At 35.2% G+C, this 20,114-nt stretch carries 11 protein-coding genes; 1 reads left to right on the forward strand and 10 read right to left on the reverse strand.

Annotated features, from left to right (window positions below; all coding sequences use genetic code 11):
• Window positions 1-9: 9 nt before the first annotated feature.
• The 10 genes from GQR98_RS17270 to GQR98_RS17315 form a co-directional block, all read right to left on the reverse strand.
• Complete coding sequence (locus tag GQR98_RS17270) at window positions 10-1,740, reverse strand: glycoside hydrolase 43 family protein (protein WP_159020655.1); 1,731 nt, start codon at window positions 1,738-1,740, stop codon at window positions 10-12.
• A 174-nt stretch (window positions 1,741-1,914) separates the two neighbouring features.
• Entirely contained in the window at window positions 1,915-2,232 is a 318-nt protein-coding gene (locus GQR98_RS17275; RefSeq protein WP_233268035.1) for a sodium:solute symporter family transporter, read from the reverse strand.
• Window positions 2,233-2,274: 42 nt separating this feature from the next.
• Window positions 2,275-3,459 (reverse strand): aldose epimerase family protein, encoded by a 1,185-nt coding sequence (locus GQR98_RS17280; RefSeq protein ID WP_159020656.1) that lies wholly within the window; start codon window positions 3,457-3,459, stop codon window positions 2,275-2,277.
• Between the two features lie 13 nt (window positions 3,460-3,472).
• Window positions 3,473-4,972, reverse strand: a complete 1,500-nt coding sequence (gene araA / locus GQR98_RS17285) for an L-arabinose isomerase (RefSeq protein WP_159020657.1) — start codon at window positions 4,970-4,972, stop codon at window positions 3,473-3,475.
• Window positions 4,973-4,990: 18 nt separating this feature from the next.
• Window positions 4,991-5,695, reverse strand: a complete 705-nt coding sequence (locus tag GQR98_RS17290; RefSeq protein WP_159021203.1) for an L-ribulose-5-phosphate 4-epimerase — start codon at window positions 5,693-5,695, stop codon at window positions 4,991-4,993.
• Window positions 5,695-7,365 (reverse strand): ribulokinase, encoded by a 1,671-nt coding sequence (locus tag GQR98_RS17295; RefSeq protein ID WP_159020658.1) that lies wholly within the window; start codon window positions 7,363-7,365, stop codon window positions 5,695-5,697. The genes GQR98_RS17290 and GQR98_RS17295 overlap by 1 nt, the downstream gene beginning before the upstream one ends.
• A gap of 17 nt (window positions 7,366-7,382) precedes the next feature.
• Complete coding sequence (locus tag GQR98_RS17300) at window positions 7,383-10,124, reverse strand: alpha-L-rhamnosidase (protein WP_159020659.1); 2,742 nt, start codon at window positions 10,122-10,124, stop codon at window positions 7,383-7,385.
• A gap of 114 nt (window positions 10,125-10,238) precedes the next feature.
• Window positions 10,239-13,004: an alpha-L-rhamnosidase gene (locus tag GQR98_RS17305; protein ID WP_159020660.1), complete on the reverse strand. Its 2,766-nt coding sequence runs from the start codon at window positions 13,002-13,004 to the stop codon at window positions 10,239-10,241.
• 281 nt (window positions 13,005-13,285) lie between these two features.
• Entirely contained in the window at window positions 13,286-14,788 is a 1,503-nt protein-coding gene (locus GQR98_RS17310) for a RagB/SusD family nutrient uptake outer membrane protein (protein WP_159020661.1), read from the reverse strand.
• 28 nt (window positions 14,789-14,816) lie between these two features.
• Complete coding sequence (locus GQR98_RS17315; RefSeq protein ID WP_159020662.1) at window positions 14,817-17,918, reverse strand: SusC/RagA family TonB-linked outer membrane protein; 3,102 nt, start codon at window positions 17,916-17,918, stop codon at window positions 14,817-14,819.
• Window positions 17,919-18,360: 442 nt separating this feature from the next.
• Between GQR98_RS17315 and GQR98_RS17320 the strand changes: the two genes are divergently transcribed.
• Window positions 18,361-19,959 (forward strand): arylsulfatase, encoded by a 1,599-nt coding sequence (locus GQR98_RS17320; protein WP_159020663.1) that lies wholly within the window; start codon window positions 18,361-18,363, stop codon window positions 19,957-19,959.
• The last annotated feature ends 155 nt before the right edge of the window (window positions 19,960-20,114 follow it).

The following is a 20,114-nucleotide window of genomic DNA, read 5'->3' on the forward strand; positions in this document are numbered from 1 at the left end:
ATTTTTAAATTATTTTTTATAAACACCCTTTGGTCCATCATAGTCATACGTAAACCAATCAACATCTATTACGCCTTGCTCTTCTTTATCATTCCAACAGAAAAACCCAAGCCGATCTCCTGTCCAATTCCCAAATTTCAAGGTAAATTGTGACCCGAATTTTTCATATTTATTTCCATCTAAGCTATATTCAAAATAAGCTTGATTTCCTGTATTGGATGTTCTAATAAACAAATCATTAGACTTTATTTTAGGTCCTTTAGTTTCCTCGCCATCTTTGTTTACATAAAATAGATTACGACCTCCTAGATTATCCACATAAATTCCCAATACATGATAAACACCTCCAAACCTAACAAAACCCGCTCGTTGACCGATTGCCATCTGCGAAAGATCAAATTTAGCAACTGCTTCACCAGTTGTATTTCCCATAATGCGTTGGCTAATTGTATTAGATGCCCGCCAGAAAGGAAAAGTAGTCCCTGTACTTTCTGACCAATTATTATTTCCGGGGCCTTTGGTAGTTTCTTCAGATAAAGGCATACTAGCCTTTAATCGCAACCAACCAGGTCTATCAGTGAGCGACCAATGTGAATTTCTAGGATTGTGATTCCATTCCCATTGACGTCCCAATGTTGTGTTTGAAAAATCATCATCTGTAGAAGGCGCATCTATTGGAAAACCTTGAATGGGCTTTTTATATTGAAGTATTGGTTCACCAATACAATCGTTATCTATATCCTCACCAATTATTGGCCAACCATCTACCCAATTTACAGGTTGTAATAATTGTGGGCGACCTTGAAATGGCGTAGCTATATTTTGTATTAATTGATGTGTGTACCACCAAGTATTATCTGGGGCTTGCATTAATGCTCCCTGACTGCAACTTCTCTCGATACCATTACCGCGCTCAAAAACAATTTTCTTTTCATAGGGGCCATAAATACTGTTTGTAGTAGACCTCAATACTATCTGCTTTCTATCATTTTCTGGACTATCTATCTTTCTACTCCTTCTAGGTTTTTTAACATACCACTCACCCATTAAAATATACCACGTATTATTTATGTTATAAATTTTGGCTGCTTCAGCACCAGGACCTGTATAAATCACCTCTCCAGAATCAAGAATTTCTTTTCCATCCCAACTCATTTTGTACAATCGGTTCTCGTTGCCTTCTAATGTATTTTCTCTTGATTTTTTAAATTTCCCTGTATTACATATCATATAGGCCTGATGGTTCTCTTCATCCCAATATACCGCGGGATCGTCAAGCACCTCATTAGGTGGTAACATTAAGAGTGGTTCTGTCCACGGACCTCGTATATCTTTGGCACTACTCATAAATAAGCCATAGTTTCTATCGATAACGTAACAATACCAAGTACCATCATGATAGGCCAAATCTCCGGCCCAAACCCCAAGAGCATAGCCATTCATTTGATTCCAATCGTATTTTTTAACCCAAGAAAGACTCTCCCAAACATGACCAACGGTAGTCCAGTTAACCATGTCTTTAGACTCAAGAATAACCATACCTGGCGACATGTGCTGCTTTGAAGAAATCATATAATAGGTATCTCCCACCTTCTCCACATCGACATCTGGATAATCTGCATTTAAGATGGGGTTTTTATAAGTACCATCACCTTGATCTCCCCAGCTACCGATTTGTTGGGCTTTGCTAACAAATAATGTTATTATAAAAATAAAAGATGTCATTACTATTTTTTTCATATCTATTCTATTTACATTATTACAATTATTTTTAAATTAAAACTTGTTCTGTTTATGACAAATAAATATAAATTCCAATAGCCACCACAACATAACCAACTGGTTTTAAAAGCCCCATATGGTAATATCTACTTGCTTAGTATATGGTTTTAGGTGATTTACCATATCTATTTTCTACAAACTGTGGTATGTTTCAATACCTCTTTTTAAATATTTTGGTAATAGTATGAACTCCGTAAGCACCATGGAGATTGCAGTCACAATTCCATAAGCCATAATAGGCAAACCATCTCTTAAAGACGTCCCAATCATTCCAACAATTTGTTCGGCTGATAAATTGGTAAGCATTAATAAACCCGCTATAACAGGACCTGTTAAACTTCTTCCTGTCAAAAAATAGCCATCAGAAAAGCTTTTATCAGTCTTTCGAGTTGACCACCAAGCTATGACAACTACTAAAAAAGTAAAGCCAGAAAAAGAGATTATTCCCATAGTTTAAAATGTTCAATTAGCTTACAAATACACTTGATGTTCTCATTTTACAGAAAATCTAAATGCTGTTTTTGTTGTGTAAGTATCGTTAGGGGTTAATACCACTGATGGGAACCCTTTTTGGTTAGGCGTATCTGGATAGTGTTGCGTTTCTAAACACAAACCTGTTCTATGTCCATATTCACCACCGTTTGGCATTGGTAAGGTGCTATCCAAAAAATTACCTGTATAAAGTTGTATGCCTGGTTCTTCTGAAAAAACTTCCATAAAACGCCCACTGCTCTGTTCATAAAGAGAAGCAACCTGTCTCATTGTGTTTTTTTCACCATTTACGATCCAGCAATGGTCATACCCCTTTCCTAAAATCAACTGCTTGTTGTCAACTTCAATGTCTTTACCTATTCCTTTTGTGGTTCTAAAATCAAACGGTGTGCCTGCTACTTTTCTAATTTCTCCGGTTGGAATTAAAGTCTCATCAACTGGTAAATACGTATCGGCATTTATTACAAGGTCATGTTTTAAAATAGTTTTAGTAAAATCTCCAGTAAGATTAAAATACGCGTGCTGTGTTAGGTTAACTACTGTTGTTTTATCTGTTGTGGCTTTGTATAACACTTCTAAGGTATTCTCTTTTGTTAAGGTATAAACCACAGTAACACTTAAGTTACCCGGATACCCTTCTTCTCCATCTTTACTAAAATACTTTAGCCTTAATGACGGATCGTCTGCGCCTTCAATAGCTTCCGCAGTCCAAACTACACGATCAAAACCATGAATGCCCCCATGTAAATGATTAGAACCATCGTTCGTTGCTAACGTAAAGGTTTTATCATTTAATGAGAACTTCCCTTTCGCAATGCGGTTTCCAAAACGTCCTATTAACGCACCAAAAAAGGGATTATCATTTAAATAATCATCTAAATTATCAAAACCTAAAACCACATTTTCAAAATCTCTATGTTTGTTAGGTACTTTTAATGATGTTATTCTTCCGCCATAGGTAATGACATCCAACGCAACACCATTAGTGTTTTTTAGATGATACTTTTCTATGATGGTTCCATCAGGCATTTTGCCAAATTCTGATTTTATAATCCTTAGGTTTTCTTTAGGTAAAACCTCTTGAACCTCAGTTGAATTCTCTTGTTTATTATTTTTACACTGAATATTTAACCCTATTAAAGCGCTAAGTATGACACCATAAAAAAGGCATTTAAAAATTTTCATATCCATTGTTTTTTTAGTGTTGAAGCATGTAATAAGCTTCATTAGTTTTAATCGCAGTTTTAAAGTTTCTGATGGTTGTACCTTCATCAATTACCAAGGCTTCTATGTTAGCCATTTCAGCAAAATCTTCCAATTGCTCCACAGTAACATTTTCGCTGTAACAGGTGTGATGAGAACCTCCTCCTAAAATCCAAGCGGTACAAGCGGTTTCAAAATCTGGTAAGGGTTTATACATGATTCTTGCAACTGGCAATTGTGGCAAATCTTCTACAATCTCTTCGCCTACTGTTTTATTAATTAACAATCTAAAACGGTTTCCAAAATCCATTAAACTGGCTACAAGTGAGTCTCCAGCTTTTCCATTAAACACTAAACGCACAGGGTCTTCTTTACCTCCAATTCCTAGAGGATGTATTTCGCAAGATGGCTTATTAGCCGCTAAAACAGGATCAATCTCTAACATATGCGAACCTAGAACACGAGGAGCGGCTGGATCTAAATGATAGGTGTAATCTTCCATAAAAGCATTCCCCCCTTGTAAACCAGAACCCATAACTTTCATAGCACGCACTAAGGCCGCTGTTTTCCAATCACCTTCTCCTGCAAACCCGTAACCTTTTTGCATTAAACGTTGCACTGCAATTCCTGGTAATTGTTTTATGCCGTGTAAATCTTCAAATGTATCCGTAAACCCTTTAAAGTTACCATCTACAAGGAATTTTTCAAGACCCAGTTCTATTCGAGCTGCTTCAATTAACGACTGTCTATTCTTCCCGTTTTCAAGTAAAGATTCTGCCATGTTATAGGACGTCTCATATTCTTTAATAAGATGACTTATAGCATCATCAGGAATGGTATTAATAACTTCAACTAAATCTCCAACTGCATAAGTATTTACCGAAAAACCAAACTTAGTTTCGGCCTCTACTTTATCGCCATCTGTAACGGCTACAAAACGCATATTATCTCCAAAACGAGCAAATTTAGCACCTTGCCAATCATCCCAACCCGCAGCTACACGCGTCCAATCTCCAATTTGCTCTTGAACAGAATCTGTTGACCAATGCCCTACAACCACTTTTCGGTTTTTACGCAGACGACTTACCATGAATCCAAATTCCCGATCCCCATGTGCTGCTTGATTTAGATTCATAAAATCCATATCAATAGTACCCCAAGGAATGTCTCTATTAAACTGTGTATGCAAATGCAATAATGGCTTTTGAAGTGCTGTTAGCCCTCTTATCCACATTTTAGCAGGAGAAAACGTATGCATCCATGTGATGACACCTATACAGTTTTTCTCATGATTAGCGGCCGTTAACGTTTCATAAATTTCATCTGATGACTTTACAGTTGGTTTGAATAGGATGTTAACCGGAATTAACTTAGAATCATTTAATTGATGAGCTATTTTAGTAGAGTTTTCGGCAACTTGCCTTAAAGTTTCTGGCCCGTATAAATCTTGACTTCCTGTTATAAACCAAACTTCTTTTTTAGAAATATCTATCATTTTTAAATACTTTCTTTATTAATTTTGACCATAGTAAGCACTTGAGCCATGCTTACGATCATAATGTTTTTTTATTAGTGAATCTTTTAATCTTGTAGCTTTAGTATTTATCTGTTTAGTTAAATAAGCCATTTCTGCAATAACCTCTAAAACCTTACTGTTATATACGGCTTTAGCTGCATTGTTGCCCCAAGCAAAAGGGCCGTGATTACCTATGAGTATCATTTCTACTTCTCTGTGAGACAGTTGTTTTTCTTTAAAACAATCTATGATTTGAATACCGGTATTGTGTTCATAATTACCATCAATAAGGTCGTCACGCATTGGTGGCGCACAGGGAATATCTGCCGTTAAATGATCGGCATGCGTGGTACCAAAAATGGGAATATCTAATTGAGATTGTGCCCAAGCGACTGAATAAGTAGCGTGTGTATGAGCTATACCACCTATATCCTTCCATTTTTTATACAGATAAGCATGTGTTTTTGTGTCTGACGAAGGACGCATACTCCCTTCTATAATATTATTATCAAAATCGACAATAACGATATCTTGAGGTTTTAAAACCTCATAAGCAACGCCGCTTGGTTTGATGGCAAATACATTATTTTTCCTATCTACTGCACTTACATTTCCAAAAGTATAAAAGACCAAATTCAATGCATTTAATTGCATATTAGCCTCATAACATTCTTGCTTTAATTCTTTATAAATACTCATAATTATATCAATTTCATCATGTAATTTTCCATTGAAATTGCCAACTCGCTGTACTTTTCATAGACCATTTGATATTGATCAACATTTGTGGGTATTGGCTCATATACTTTTTCGTAGGCACTTCCCATAGCCGTCATTGCCTCAAAAGTATCTTGGTATGTTTTTGCCGCTACCGCTCCAAATATTGCAGCTCCTAAAGCACAAGCTTGCTCGGACTTTACCACTTTTATTGGCATGTTTAAAACATCAGACATCATTTGCATAATAAACGGTGATTTTTGGGAGATGCCCCCAATAGCAATAACCCCTTTAATCGGGATACCTTCGTTTATAAATCGGTCCGCAATTTTCTTTGCGCCAAAACAAGACGCTTCAACTAATGCTCTAAAAACTTTAGGGGATGTACTTCCTAGGTTTATTCCTGAAATCACACCTTTTAAATTTTGATTAGCATCTGGAGTTCTTCTGCCGTTCATCCAATCTAAAGCTAGTTCTCCTGAAGCACCTATTGTTTCTTTTGAAGCTCCTTCGCTTAATTTTGGAATTAAATTTTCTAAAGCTTCATCTATTAGTTTTTCTTTGGTAACCCTATCCAAAATAAAAGATGAAGCAATCAATTCTTCAATTGGCCATTTTAATAAGTTCTTGTACCAGGCATAAATATCACCAAAAGCGGATTGACCAGCTTCCAAACCTAACATCCCGGGAATTACAGAACCATTTACCTGCCCACAAATTCCCTTAACTAAATGCTCCTCTTTTCTTTTTGGTGTAACCAAAATATCACAAGTAGAAGTCCCCATGACTTTGGTTAAATAATAGGGTTCAATTTTAGCGCCTACAGCTCCCATATGACAATCAAAGGCTCCGACGGCAACCTCAACCGTAATTGGCAAACCTAATCTTTGGCTCCATGCTTTAGAAATAGTTCCTACTGAAACATCTGAAGTGTAAGTCTCTTTATATAATCTATTTGTTAAGCCATCTAAAATAGGATCTAGTTCAACAAAAAAGTCGTTTGGAGGTAATCCACCAAAGGATTCGTGCCATAAAGCTTTATGGCCCGCAGCACAGCGACTGCGTTTCAGTTTAGAAACATCTGTTCCTCCAGTTAATAAAAAAGGAATCCAATCGCAATGCTCAACCCAAGAATAGGCTGCTTCTAATACCTTTTTATCTGTTCTAGAAACATGTAATATTTTAGACCAAAACCATTCTGATGAATAAATACCACCTTCATATTTTGAGTAGTCAATAGCCCATTTACTGCACAATTCATTTATTTCATCAGCTTCTTTAATTCCTGTATGGTCTTTCCAAAGCACAAACATGGCATTTGGATTTTCTTCAAATCCATTCAATAAAGCTAAAGGTCTCCCCGTTTTATCAACAGCTACAGGCGTAGAACCTGTTGTATCAACACCTATTCCTACAATGTTTTTTATAATATTTTCATCCACTTGAGAAACAATCGAATCAATAGTATTCTCAATCCCTCCAATATAATCCAAAGGGTGCTGTCTGAATTTATTCTTAGACGGATCACAATATTTACCTTCTTTCCATCGTGCATAATAATGAACGGCTGTTGCCAAATCTTCGCCAGTACTCGTATTTACTAACAATGCACGAACTGAATCAGAACCAAAATCCATTCCTATAGTATATTTCATCAACTACTTTTAATTAATTATAAATACTTCATTTCAATAATATAATTTCCTGAACTAAACGAACCTATATTTGTAAATTGAGAGGACAAATCTAGATTGTTTAATGCTTCCCCATTTATAGTAATAGAAACTTCTTTTCCATAGTTAGGAACATATACATCCCCTGTAGAATTCTTCGGAATCTGAATTTCCCATGAAAAGATTCCTGCTTTATTTTTCCAATCACTTTTAATAACACCATACCTAGACTCATACGATGCTTGAGCGTGTTCCATTTGTTGTGTTAAATAAGGTTTGAAAACCACCTTTTTAAATCCAGGCTCATTTTCATCTGGATTAATTCCTGCTATACCCGAATAAAACCATGAGTCAAATCCACCTTGCATAGGATGACTATGACTCCTTAACATCAATTTATCATATTCTTCAGGATTCGTGTTAACGGGTAAAATTTCCCATAATGTAGTAGCATCATAATGCGCCCACATCGCTTCAAAACTATGATTCCCTTTTTTAGTAAGTAGTTGGTAAGCCTTATCCTCGTAACCATTTTCACTTAATGCTTGAAAAACTCTAGAAACACCGAAAATTCCTGTACTTAAAAACCTATTGTGATTTGCGTTACTATCTTCCACTATAGCTTTTGCTACTTTCGTTTTATACGCTTCCGGTGTAATTCCTATTTCTAACGACATACTATTAGCGGTTTGGCTGCCATAAGTTCCTCTTTGTTTATCTAAAAAAGCATTATTAAAACTAGCTTTTAGTTGATTTTCTAATAGCTCATACTTTTTTTCATCGTCTTTATAACCAAGTACTTTTGCTGTTTTTGTTAAAATAGAAACATCTAAAATGTGATAAGCCGTAGAACTCACTGGTACCGGACACTCAATACTAGCGTTTCCATCTGGCGGGCACCAATCTCCTAAACCATGAACTATTACACCGTTTTCTTTTTTAGAACCTACATAATCAACCCAAGTAGTCATATCCTTATAAAACGCTTCTAAAATACTTTTATCGCCGTAATACATATAAATATACCATGGCAACTGCACTACAGCAGTTCCCCAGTCTGGAGAAGCTGTGCCACTAGTACGTCTTCCAGGAGCAATCATAGTTGTTATGCCTTTGGGCTTTGTAATAATACTGCGGTCGTGAAAGTTTCTTCCAAAATAAAGTTCTTTTTTTTCATTTCTCCCAGAAGACCGTATATCGTAAACGTATTTAGTCAAAAACTGATGCGCGTCTAAATTATGAATTAACGTTTTGGCAACAGCATGTGAATCTCCTGTCCATCCACATTTTTCACGATGCGGACAATCCGTTGGAATGCCCTGCATATTGCCTTTTAGAGTCCAAAGTGTTAAATCATGTAATTTATTAATGTTAGGTTCTGATGAATTGAAACTTCCTGTTTTTTCCATAGCAGAATACACGATCATCCCTGTTAATAAATCCTTAGATGGTTTACTAGTTAATCCTGACACTTCTGCATATCTAAAACCATGATAAGTAAAGCGTGGCTCCCAGATTTCACCCCCTTCTCCCTTACAAATATATTTTTCGGTTTGTATATTTTTAGTAGCCTTAATCCCTGTTGACCTAAAATCTAATTCGCCATCCTTCCCCATTTCTTCAGAAAAACGAATTGTGATTTCCTGTCCTTTTTCACCTTCAACTTGCAGTTTGACCCATCCTGTAATATTTTGTCCAAAATCATAAATATAATTTCCATGCCTAGCTGACGCTATTTTTACTGGCATGATACTATCCATAACTTGTATAGGTTCTGCAAACTGCTCTAATACTTTATTAGGATGTTTTTCTGCTAGCGTTGCATTTTGCCATTGGGCATTATTTTCAAGACTTGATGACCAATTGGCAACTTCCTTTCGGGCATCATAATACTCGCCTGTATAAATATTAGTATATGTAATTGGCCCTGCCGTCCATTGCCAAGACGTATCCGTACTTATAGTTTTCTTGCGTCCATCTTTATAAGTTATTTGTAACTGCCCCATAACAATAGGTTGACCATAAATCATGGATTTGCCCCAAACCACATTTTGATTATACCAACCATTACCAAGCATAACACCTAATACGTTCTCAGTTTTTAATTGTTCCATAGGAATATCGTAAGCTGTATAAAACATATAATCGTTAAAATTTGTTTGAGCGGGATCTAATACATTTTCACCTATTCTTTCCCCATTAATATAAGCTTCATAAAAACTAGGTGCCGCGATATAAAAACGTACAAAAGCGATTTTTTCAGTGTCCTTAATACTGAAGTTTTTTCTAAATAAAGGCAAAGGGTCTTCAGGTTTATAACTATAAGTAATCCATTTACCCGACCAATCTTCTGGATATTTTAATGGCGCTATTAGTTTTTTTGGGGTACTCCATTTTGATTCATTATTGTTTTCGTCCCATACCTTAACCTTAGAATAATAAACCTGTCCTCCTTTTAAAGCTTCGCCTAAGTAAGGAATAAAAGATTGTAATTTACTCTCTACTCTACCTGAGTCCCAAATAATATTACTCTTATTACAATCATTTTTATTACCCGCGTAAACCCTAATTTTATAGGCTGTTTGCTCCTTGATTTCTTCAGTTTCAATTTTCCAACTAAAAGTGATAGCATTATTAGCAAGTGTGCTTAATTCTGAATTATGAGCAATTCTATATTCAACCGTTTTTTGACAGCTAAAAAGGATTAAAAACATAAATAAAACAAAAGCGTGTCTCTTCATTATTCTAGTAATTTTAATATTATCTTATAAAGGTTATTATTATTTTTTAAACATGTATCCTGTATTATCCTTGGCAACCTTAACTAATATATAGTAGTTGCCAAGTTATACCTATTACTGCATTTTAGTACTGAAAACATAATTCCCAGATCCAATTTCAAGAACTGTTTCTTTACTATTAGATTTTAATATTTTAATTTCAGACAACTTTGAAATTGCTTTATTTCCTTCTTTAATATTGAACACATTTGAAGTTGGAATATAGACTTTAGCTCTAGTATTTACAGGAATTTCAATATTCATTATTAACTTATTTCCTTTCCAGTTCCAAGCTGATGATATATGGCCATTTATACTTTTATAACTTCCATTTATAAAATCCATCTCTTTGCTTATTGCTGGTTTTATAATGATGTTTCTATAACCAGAATCTTCTGTATCGATACCAGCAGCATGTAAAAACATCCACTCTGCTACCGAGCCGAAAGCGTAGTGGCTAAAAGAATTCATTTTTCCGTTTAAGTCTGAATTCTCCGCATCATCTTTGGTATAGCTATTCCAGCGTTCCCATATAGATGTACTGCCATTTTCTACGGAATACCCCCAACTAGGATATTCGGTTTGTTTAAATAATTTGTAAGCCAGATCATCGTAACCATATTGTGATAAAACAAGCATCACATGTTTTGTCCCCAAGAAACCTGTAGAAAACTTAAATCCATTTTTCTTTATTTTCTCAGCAAGTCTATCAGCTCCTTTTTGAGCTAGCTCTTCCGGGAATAAATCAAAATATAATGCAAATGCATAGGTAGTTTGTGTATCTTCTGAAGTATAACCCGTATCTAAAATGTACTTTTTAACAAATGCTTTTTTGATATTTTCGAAAAGTGTTTTATACTTTGCAGCATCCTCCTTTTTACCTAGAGCTTCTGCCATTTCAGCCAATAATTTAGCATCAAAACCATAGAATGAAGCACCAACATAACCATGGCTAGTGGTTTCGTTTACAGACAGCCAGTCTCCCCAATTGTTTCCTCCTCCTGGGCGAATAAAATCGGTACTTGCGTCAGCTTGAAATTCCATAAATTTCTCCATACCTTCATACATATATTCTAAAACACGGGTATCATTATATACTTTATACATATTGTATGGAATGATAACACCTGCATCCATCCAAGCCGGAGAATATTGAGCTGGTCGCGAATACGGAAACGGTGCAAAATTAGGATATGCTCCATACCAACGTTGAGCATCATCAAGGTCTACTAAAAACTTGGTCATAAATGGAGCTACATCTGCATTATAAGTGGCAGAGCGCATATAAGTTTGTGCATCGCCTAACCAACCTAAACGTTCATCTCTTTGTGGACAGTCTGTAGGAATGTCAAAAAAGTTAGCACTTTGTGTGGTTTTTATGTTTTCATAAAGTTGGTTGTTCATCGCATTTGACGCACTGAAGGTACTTGCCTCATTCACTGTAGAACTTAGCACGATACCCGTTATGGCATCAAGATCTGGTTTCCCAGGAAAACCGGTTACCTCAACATATTGAAAACCGTGATAAGTGAATTTTGGTTGCCACACTTCAACACCATCACCCTTTAAAATATAAGTATCGGTTGCTCTTGCTAGTCTCAAGTTTCCAGTTTGAATGTTACCATCTCTTTTTAAAATCTCCCCAAAACGCAACTGAATTTTAGTGCCTTTTGGTCCTTGAACTTTTAACTCGGCAATACCCGCTATATTCTTCCCCATATCAAAAACATAAGTTCCAGGTTCTGGTTCTGTGATTTTTAGCGGACGAATACGTTCGGTGTTTTTCACTAAACCACCAGGATGCACTTGTAATTCTCCATTAGGATAAGTGTATACTTTTGGCTTTTTCCAAGATACATCATTATAGCCTGGAGCATCCCAACCTGTATTTTCCATAGTTGCATCATAAACTTCTCCCATTAAAATATCGGCCTCACGAATGGCGCCTTGGCTAGATTTCCAAGATCTATCGGTAGCAATAATTTCAGTAGTACCATCTTGATATTCCAAATGTATTTGTCCCATAAATGATGGATTTACGCCATAATATTCGCGTACTTTATCTAAGCGAACTAATAGCCCATAGCCTATATATCCGGCATACCATCCGTCTGCAATAACAGCACCAATAACATTTTCGCCTTGGTTTATACTTTCGGTGATATCATACGTTTGGTAATATAAACGCTTGTTATAATCTGTCCACCCAGGTGCAAAATAATCATCTCCAACTTTACTGCCATTTAATCTCAATTCATACAACCCTAATGCCGTTGTATAAACCGTGGCTTTTTTTACCTTTTTTGCAGGTGTGAATGATTTACGGAGGTATCTAGCTGGTGGCAAGTATAAACTATTGTATTTATCTGTTTTATCATAGCCAACATCGTGACTAATAAAAAGCCCTTTCCAATTTGAAAACTTTAATAACCCCATAGACCAATGTGCTGTTTGGCTCCAGTTAGATTCCGCACTAGATTCGTCCCAAACCTTTACTTTCCAAAAATAAGTTCTATTTGAAGTAAGCGAAATACCGTTATATACAATTTGATTGGTATTATTAGAGGCCGTCTTTCCACTATCCCAAACATCTCCTTCATTTTTATCTAATGCTTTTTGCGAGGATGACACTAATATTCTATATGATGTTTGCGCTCTACCTCTTCCTTCGCCTGATAAAACCCAACTAAATCTAGGTTTCAAAACATCAATGCCTTTTGGGTTAACATGATACTCCAACCTAAGCTCTTTAGCTGTAATCGCCCTGCTGTTAACGCCTTGAGAGAACAGTAAACTAGAAGATAAAAGTGTAATAAATAAAGTTAAAAATTTAATTTTCATGGGGATTATTTTTGTTTAAAAATTGATTGCTTACCTAAACAAGGTTCAGCTCTACACTACTGAATTCCAATAATTAAAGTAATATTAATTTAATTTCCGTAAAAAAGTGTCCTGTAAAAACCTGTATGCTTTCACTTTCATTAATAAAAAATCAATGGATTATCCTTATTAAATGAGTACTGAGTGTTGAGTTATTTTCAAAAAAAAATATGCTATACTAAAAAACAAAAAGGCTACTTTACAGTAGCCTTTAGTGATTTAAAATATCTTAGAATAAGACATTACCAATCAGGATTATTTGTTAGTATATTGGTATTTGTTTGAACTTCCGCTATTGGTAGCGGCCATAAATTAAAGCCTGCTTTATATTCTGTATGTGTTGGAGAAAAAGTTATATTTTCAGCATGCTGAGATAAAGCCTCTTCAACCTTACCTAACCTTCTAATATCATATACTTCTTGGAATTCAAAGGAAAGTTCTCTATAACGTTCTTCGTAAACATATTCGAAAAACTCAGACTGTGTCATACCTATTGGGGCATCAGTAGCAATGGCTCTACGTCTTACTCTATTTAAAAACCCATAGGCTTTTTCTGTTGGTCCATTTAAGCTGTTTTCAATTTCAGCTGCCATTAACAGTGCGTCTGCATACCTGTAAATAATCATATCTGGATCTCCATCACAACAGGACTGATCGAAATCAACATATTTATTTTGAAAAATACCCCAACGCTCATCATACTCTTCACCTTTATAAGTGCGTATAACACCTGTATTATCTTCATAAGAATACAACATGGTAACATCTCTTCGCTCGTCCGTTTCTTCAAAAGAATCATAAAACTCTTGGGTATATCCACCATGAAATTGCCCAATTCCTAACGAAGGGTCAAACCTGTTACTTGCTCCCCAAACATGACCAAAAGCGGTACCTTGATCTGCAGATACCTGTGTTTGTTGCATCGCGAATATGCGCTCATTATTATTATCAACTCGTATAGCGTCTTCATAACTACTTAAAAGGCTATACCCTTGAGGCGTATCTTCTAAATTAAGCACTTCTTGTAATTTGTTTTGAGCTAAGGCCATAGTTGTTGGATCTTGCAAAGGCAAGCCAGCCATTGTTAAATACACTTTTGCTAGTAAAAACTTAGCAGTAGCTTGAATAGGCCGTCCTATTTCTGTTTCGCCACGCTTAATACTAGGTAAACCTGTTTCAGCATCTTGTAAGTCTAAAATAATTTGTTCGTACACTTTAGCGATTGCAGTTCTTGGTAGTTGAGCTCCTACAACCGTAGTTGTAGGCTCTAAAGGCAGTGGTACATCTCCAAAAAGTTGCACTAGATTAAAAAAGGACCATGCCCTTAAAAATTTAGCTTCAGCAATTATTTCTTTACGCTTAATTTCTTCTGCTTCACTTTCAAATTCTCTTCCTTTTAGTTCGGACATAAGCACATTAGCCCTAAAAACACCTTGATATAACGGATTCCAAACACGTGGCAAAGAAACGGCATCACTTGCGCTTGTAGTATAGTTACCCCACATTCTTCTCCAAGGAACACTGGCAATCATTTTTGGAGAAGGCATTACCGTTAAAGAGGCCAAACCAAAATCGAAAAGACTTACAGCTCTATTGTATGAATTATAAACCGAAGTTAATGCTACCTCTGCCTCACCTGCATTTTGATAAAAATTTGATGGGCTAATTTCTGAGTACACCTGTTCTTCTAAATCTGAACACGCTACAAGCCCGAAAAATAGAATTATATATTTTAATTTTTTCATTATTATTTTATTTAAAATTAGACAATGATTATAAACCAATATTAAGACCGATTGTGAAATTTTGAGCTCTAGGATAAGAACCAAAATCAATACCTTGAGAAAGATTATTTCCACCACGTATATTAACCTCTGGATCAAATCCTGAGTAATCTGTAATAGTTATCAAGTTTGTGGCTGTAGCATAAACTCTTAAAGAATTTACACCTTTAATTTTTTCTGTTGGAATATTATATCCAAGACTTACATTTTTTAGTCTAATGTATGCCCCATCTTCCACAATTGCAGAATTTGGTTGTAAATATTGATTATCAATACGGTCAACATACCTCGGGTTATTTGTAGGATTTTCGGGAGTCCACCTGTTTTCGTACCAATCTTTAAAAACATTATTTGCAGTTCTACCTGTGCTTAGAAAAAGGTTATTAATATTCATCAAATCATTACCTACTGAACCTTGAATAAATATGCCTAAAGTGAAATTTTTATACGAAAAATCGTTGTTCCAACCAAAAATATAATCTGGATTAGTATTTCCAATAATACTTCTATCTTGTCCGTTTATAACGCCGTCAGGAATTCCTTCTGGGCCAGATATATCTTGATACTTATATTGTCCTGGCTGTGGTGTTGTTCCAAAAATAGGCACTGTTGCGGCTCCACCACTGTCAAAATCACTTTCTTGAAGTAAACCTGTAACTTTATAACCATATAGTGCACCAAAAGTTTCTCCAACTCGCATAATATTGGATGGATCGGTAACAATATTTGCTGCGGGTCCAGGTCCAAAAATATCTGCATCTGTATCTCCTAAACTTAAAACAGTTGCTTTATTATTACTCCAATTAAAGTTACTATTCCATTTAAAATCTTTATTATCTACAACATAACCTCCAACTTCAATTTCAATTCCTTTATTTTCGATACTTCCAGCATTTGCTGTAATAGAACCTAGTCCGGCAGAGGTTGGTAGCGGAAAATTTAATAATAAATCCTCCGTTGTTTTGTTGTAATAATCGACAGATGCAGAAAATCTATTTTTTAAAACCCCTATATCTACCCCTACATTAAGTTGTTTTGTTTTTTCCCATTCTAAATTTGGATTCCCAATTCTTGTAGGAGCCAAACCTGAATATAGTACATCTCCATATACCGCATTAGCAGTACCTAAAAGTGTTAAGGATTGTAATGGTTGTATGGATTGCGAACCTGTTATACCATAACTTGCCCTAAATTTTAAATTGGACATGATATCGACATCTTCTAAAAACGCTTCATTTGATGCCGTCCAGCCAAAACCAACTGAAGGAAAATAACCCCATTTTTTATTTTCGGCAAAAACACTTGAGCCATCAGCGCGCCCTGTTAATGAAATGTAATACCTTTTATCATAATTGTAATTTAATCTTGCATAGTAAGAAGACAATACCCTTTCAATTCTAGAACTTGTTGGTATAAAAGGAACCAAACCTAAACCGATATTGTCAGTTGCTAAAACATCTACAGGAAAACCATCTACAATAGTATTTAGCCGACGTGTATCATCAATTTGATAAGAATAACCAGCGGTTGCATCAATATTGCCTAAATTAAATGATTTATTATAAGACAAATAAGATTCAACTAAATAATTACTTGAAGAACTTACATTATAAACAGCTCTACTATCTCGTAACGAACCTATTCTTGTTGTTTTCGGAAAAAACAGTTCTCTTCTACTGTTCGAACTAGTAGTTCCTGTAGACAGATTAAAGGTTAAATTATCTGATATTTTATATCTTGATAGTATACTTATAATTAAGTTTTCGTTATAGGTTTCGTTACGGGTATCTGCCAATTCGACTAGTGGATCTGTAAAAAAATTGGTTGTTCCATCACCTTCATCTATATTATCGCCAGGCGTTGCTGTAGGAGAGTTTTTGTAAGCTGAAAAAACTGCTCCCGAATTAATTATGGCTCCAGAACCTTCTCCTGATCTGTTATTTTTTGTACGCACATAATTTACAGATGTACTTGTGGTTAACCTATCGGTAAGGGTATTATCGATATTCAATCTAATATTACCTCTAGAAAAATCAGTAAATTTAACAACTCCTCCATTTTCTAAATAGTTAGCCGATAAGAAATATTTAGACTTGTCTCCACCTCCAGATAGCGTAAGCTGGTACCTATTTGTTACCCCTGTTCTCAAAATTCTATCCAACCAATCTGTAGTTGATGTGTTTTCTGGTAATGGTCTTGGGTCTCCATCAAAGGGTAGTTCTGCATCACCGTTTCTTAAGGCTACTTCATTTCTCCATGCTGCATAAGTTGGACCATCTAAAACTTCGGGAAAATCTTGAATATTACTAAATCCTGTTTCAGCTGTAAAATTAATTTGAGTTGCTTGCTGATAGGCTCCCTTTTTTGTTGTTACAATGATTACTCCGTTAGCACCACGAGAGCCATATATGGCGGTTGATGATGCATCTTTGAGAATCTCAACAGATTCAATCTCTGCTGGGTTTAAGAAACTTAAAATATTAGATGAAGTTTGGTTACCATCCCCAGCTCCATTCGCACTTGCTTCAGACCCTGTAGGCATGGGGTACCCATCAATGACTACCAGCGGAGAATTATCTCCCAAGATAGAATTATTTCCTCTAATCCTAATTGTAACCTCTCCTCCAGGCTCACTAGATGTATTCACGATATCTAATCCAGCAGTTCTACCTTGAAGTGCCATATCAAATGTAGGCACTGGCATTGAAGCAATATCTTCTCCTTTAACAGAACCTATAGAACCGACTAAATCAGCCCTGCTTTGTGTTCCATAACCAACTACAACTACTTCATTAAGGCTCTGTGCATCTTCTTCCAAGGATAGGTTAATATTAGATTTACCATTAACAGAGAACTCTTGGGTTTTAAAACCTACATAAGAAAATACTAATATCTGTTCTCCTTTAATCAATTTAATTTCAAAATTACCATCAAAATCTGTTATCGTTCCATTGTTTGTAGTTTTTTGCAAAACATTAACTCCAGGCAAAGGAGTACCTTCTTCAGAAGTCACTGTTCCTTTTACAACATTCCCCTGCGCAAACATCCCCAACGAGAATATTATTAAACAGAACGATAATGTTTTTTTCATTTTTTTAATGCGTTTGTTTTTCATCATATCATTTATTTTAGTTTAATTGGTTATTAAGTTGATTGATGTAATAATAAATTGATTTTATTATAAACGCATCCTGCAAAACCCTGAAAACAAACTAGCAAACAAAGACTTATAAACAATAAATGAAGTAAAAATTGATTTTAAGAAGAAACTTCTAGAGTAAAACAAACGAAGCTTAAATACACAATCTTTATAGGTGCTAACCCTATATAATATTAGGAGAATAACCACAACTCTTTCTTAAATCCATTTTTTTATATTGTAATCTAATGACTCAAAATATGCCCTTTTACAATTTATTTTTTAGACAAAAAATTAAAAAGCAGGGTATTGCAGGATAACTATATTCTTCTTAATATATAATTTTACATTGCGCTTCCTTTGAAGCAAAATTACCGGGCTAAACATTTAAATTATGAACAAAAAATCACTTTTACTTTTTTCTCTTTTGCACTTTACTATTTTATTTAGCTTACAAAGTCAAAACACAGAGAGGCCTAATGTTATTTTAATTCTTGCTGATGATCTTGGTTATAGCGATATAGGGTGTTATGGAGGCGAAATAAAAACCCCTGCTTTAGACCAAATGGCAAATGAAGGCATAAGACTAACTAGCATGTATAACGCTGGTATGTGCGTAATTTCTAGAAGTTCTATGTTAACAGGAAAATGGTGGCCCAAAGTTGGTTACGGTATAAAAAACGATACGAACATTGCACAAAAACTTAAAGCATCTGGATACCGAACAGGTTTAATAGGCAAATGGCACCTTAACGGAGAGCCTAATGATAAAGGGTTTGATTATTTTTTCGGATTTTTAGGTGGTTATTCTAGTTACTATATTGGTGGTAAAGATTATCGTATTAATAAAAAACCTTTTAATAATTTTGGAGATGATTTTTACAGCACAGACACGTTTACAGATTATGCTATTGATTTTATAAATCCAGAAAAAAACCAAAACAACAAACCCTTTTTTTTATATCTAAGCTATCAGTCACCACATAACCCTCTGCAAGCTCCAAAGGAACAAATTATGGCACATAGAGGGAAATATTTAAAAGGATGGCAGGCTATCCGTAATGCCCGAATAAAAAATCAGATTAAATTTGGAATTATAAACAAAGAAACTCCATTACCAGATTATCCTAAAAATTTACCCAATTGGGATACTTTAACTCCAGAACAGAAAGATTTGGAAGATCTACGCATGTCAGTATACGCCGCCATGGTAGAGCGTATGGATAATGGTATAGATAAACTATTACACGCACTAGAAGCTAATGGCCAAATAGAAAACACGTTAATTCTATTTATGAGTGATAATGGCACCGACTCCTTTTCTGTAATGGATGATGTGATGCTAAAAAAAGGATTGCTACCAGGCGATGTAGGCTCTAATTACCAACCAGGAACAGGATGGGCTTATGCTAGTGTTACTCCCAATAGACTATATAAAATTAGCCAACATAATGGTGGTGTAAAAACTGGGGCAATTGCGTATTGGCCTAAAGGAATTAAAAAGAAGGGGGCAATATATACTGAAGACTTACATATGGTAGATATTATGCCTACAATTTTAGATCTTACAAATTCCTATAAAAGAGACACAAGTATATCAGATAATTATGTAGGAGAATCGTTCTCCTCGATATTCAAAGGGCAAAAGTTTAATAGGAAATCAGCATTATATTTTCAATTTATGGATAATAGAGCCATACGTACAAAAAACTACAGTTTAGTAGAAGTAGATGGTTCTGGTTGGGAAATATATAACACCAAAAAAGATCCATTAGAAACAAATGATTTATCCCAAACACTAAATAAAAAAACAAGTAATTTAGACAAAAAATGGCTGAATTGGTGGAAAGAACAAAGTAATGAACCTAGCTACACGCCCAAAAGCACAGCTACTAGCATACATTACACACCTCAAGGAGATAAAGGCACTGGCCGCCAATATGTACCAACTGCCATGCCAGATAAACTTAAAGAAAAGTACTCTATAAATTAAATACACCTTCAAACCAAAGGCAACCTTACGTAGCTTGAAATTATAGATTATTAAAATCCAGAGACTTTAAACATTAACAAAACAAACTGTTATAGCGTTATTATAATCTATACAAAACCCGAATCTAAACTAAAAAAACAGCTTGAACAACTTAA

Source organism: Algibacter sp. L3A6 (genome assembly GCF_009796825.1).
In the GTDB taxonomy this organism is placed as follows: domain Bacteria; phylum Bacteroidota; class Bacteroidia; order Flavobacteriales; family Flavobacteriaceae; genus Algibacter.

What these genes read in the sequence shown, in the direction of transcription:
- GQR98_RS17280 (WP_159020656.1), bottom strand. Translation starts at nt 3,459, where the DNA reads ATGAAAATTTTTAAATGCCTTTTTTATGGTGTCATACTTAGCGCTTTA.
- GQR98_RS17275 (WP_233268035.1), bottom strand. Translation starts at nt 2,232, where the DNA reads ATGGGAATAATCTCTTTTTCTGGCTTTACTTTTTTAGTAGTTGTCATA.
- GQR98_RS17320 (WP_159020663.1), top strand. Translation starts at nt 18,361, where the DNA reads ATGAACAAAAAATCACTTTTACTTTTTTCTCTTTTGCACTTTACTATT.
- GQR98_RS17310 (WP_159020661.1), bottom strand. Translation starts at nt 14,788, where the DNA reads ATGAAAAAATTAAAATATATAATTCTATTTTTCGGGCTTGTAGCGTGT.
- GQR98_RS17295 (WP_159020658.1), bottom strand. Translation starts at nt 7,365, where the DNA reads ATGAAATATACTATAGGAATGGATTTTGGTTCTGATTCAGTTCGTGCA.
- araA (WP_159020657.1), bottom strand. Translation starts at nt 4,972, where the DNA reads ATGATAGATATTTCTAAAAAAGAAGTTTGGTTTATAACAGGAAGTCAA.
- GQR98_RS17305 (WP_159020660.1), bottom strand. Translation starts at nt 13,004, where the DNA reads ATGAAAATTAAATTTTTAACTTTATTTATTACACTTTTATCTTCTAGT.
- GQR98_RS17270 (WP_159020655.1), bottom strand. Translation starts at nt 1,740, where the DNA reads ATGAAAAAAATAGTAATGACATCTTTTATTTTTATAATAACATTATTT.
- GQR98_RS17300 (WP_159020659.1), bottom strand. Translation starts at nt 10,124, where the DNA reads ATGAAGAGACACGCTTTTGTTTTATTTATGTTTTTAATCCTTTTTAGC.
- GQR98_RS17315 (WP_159020662.1), bottom strand. Translation starts at nt 17,918, where the DNA reads ATGAAAAAAACATTATCGTTCTGTTTAATAATATTCTCGTTGGGGATG.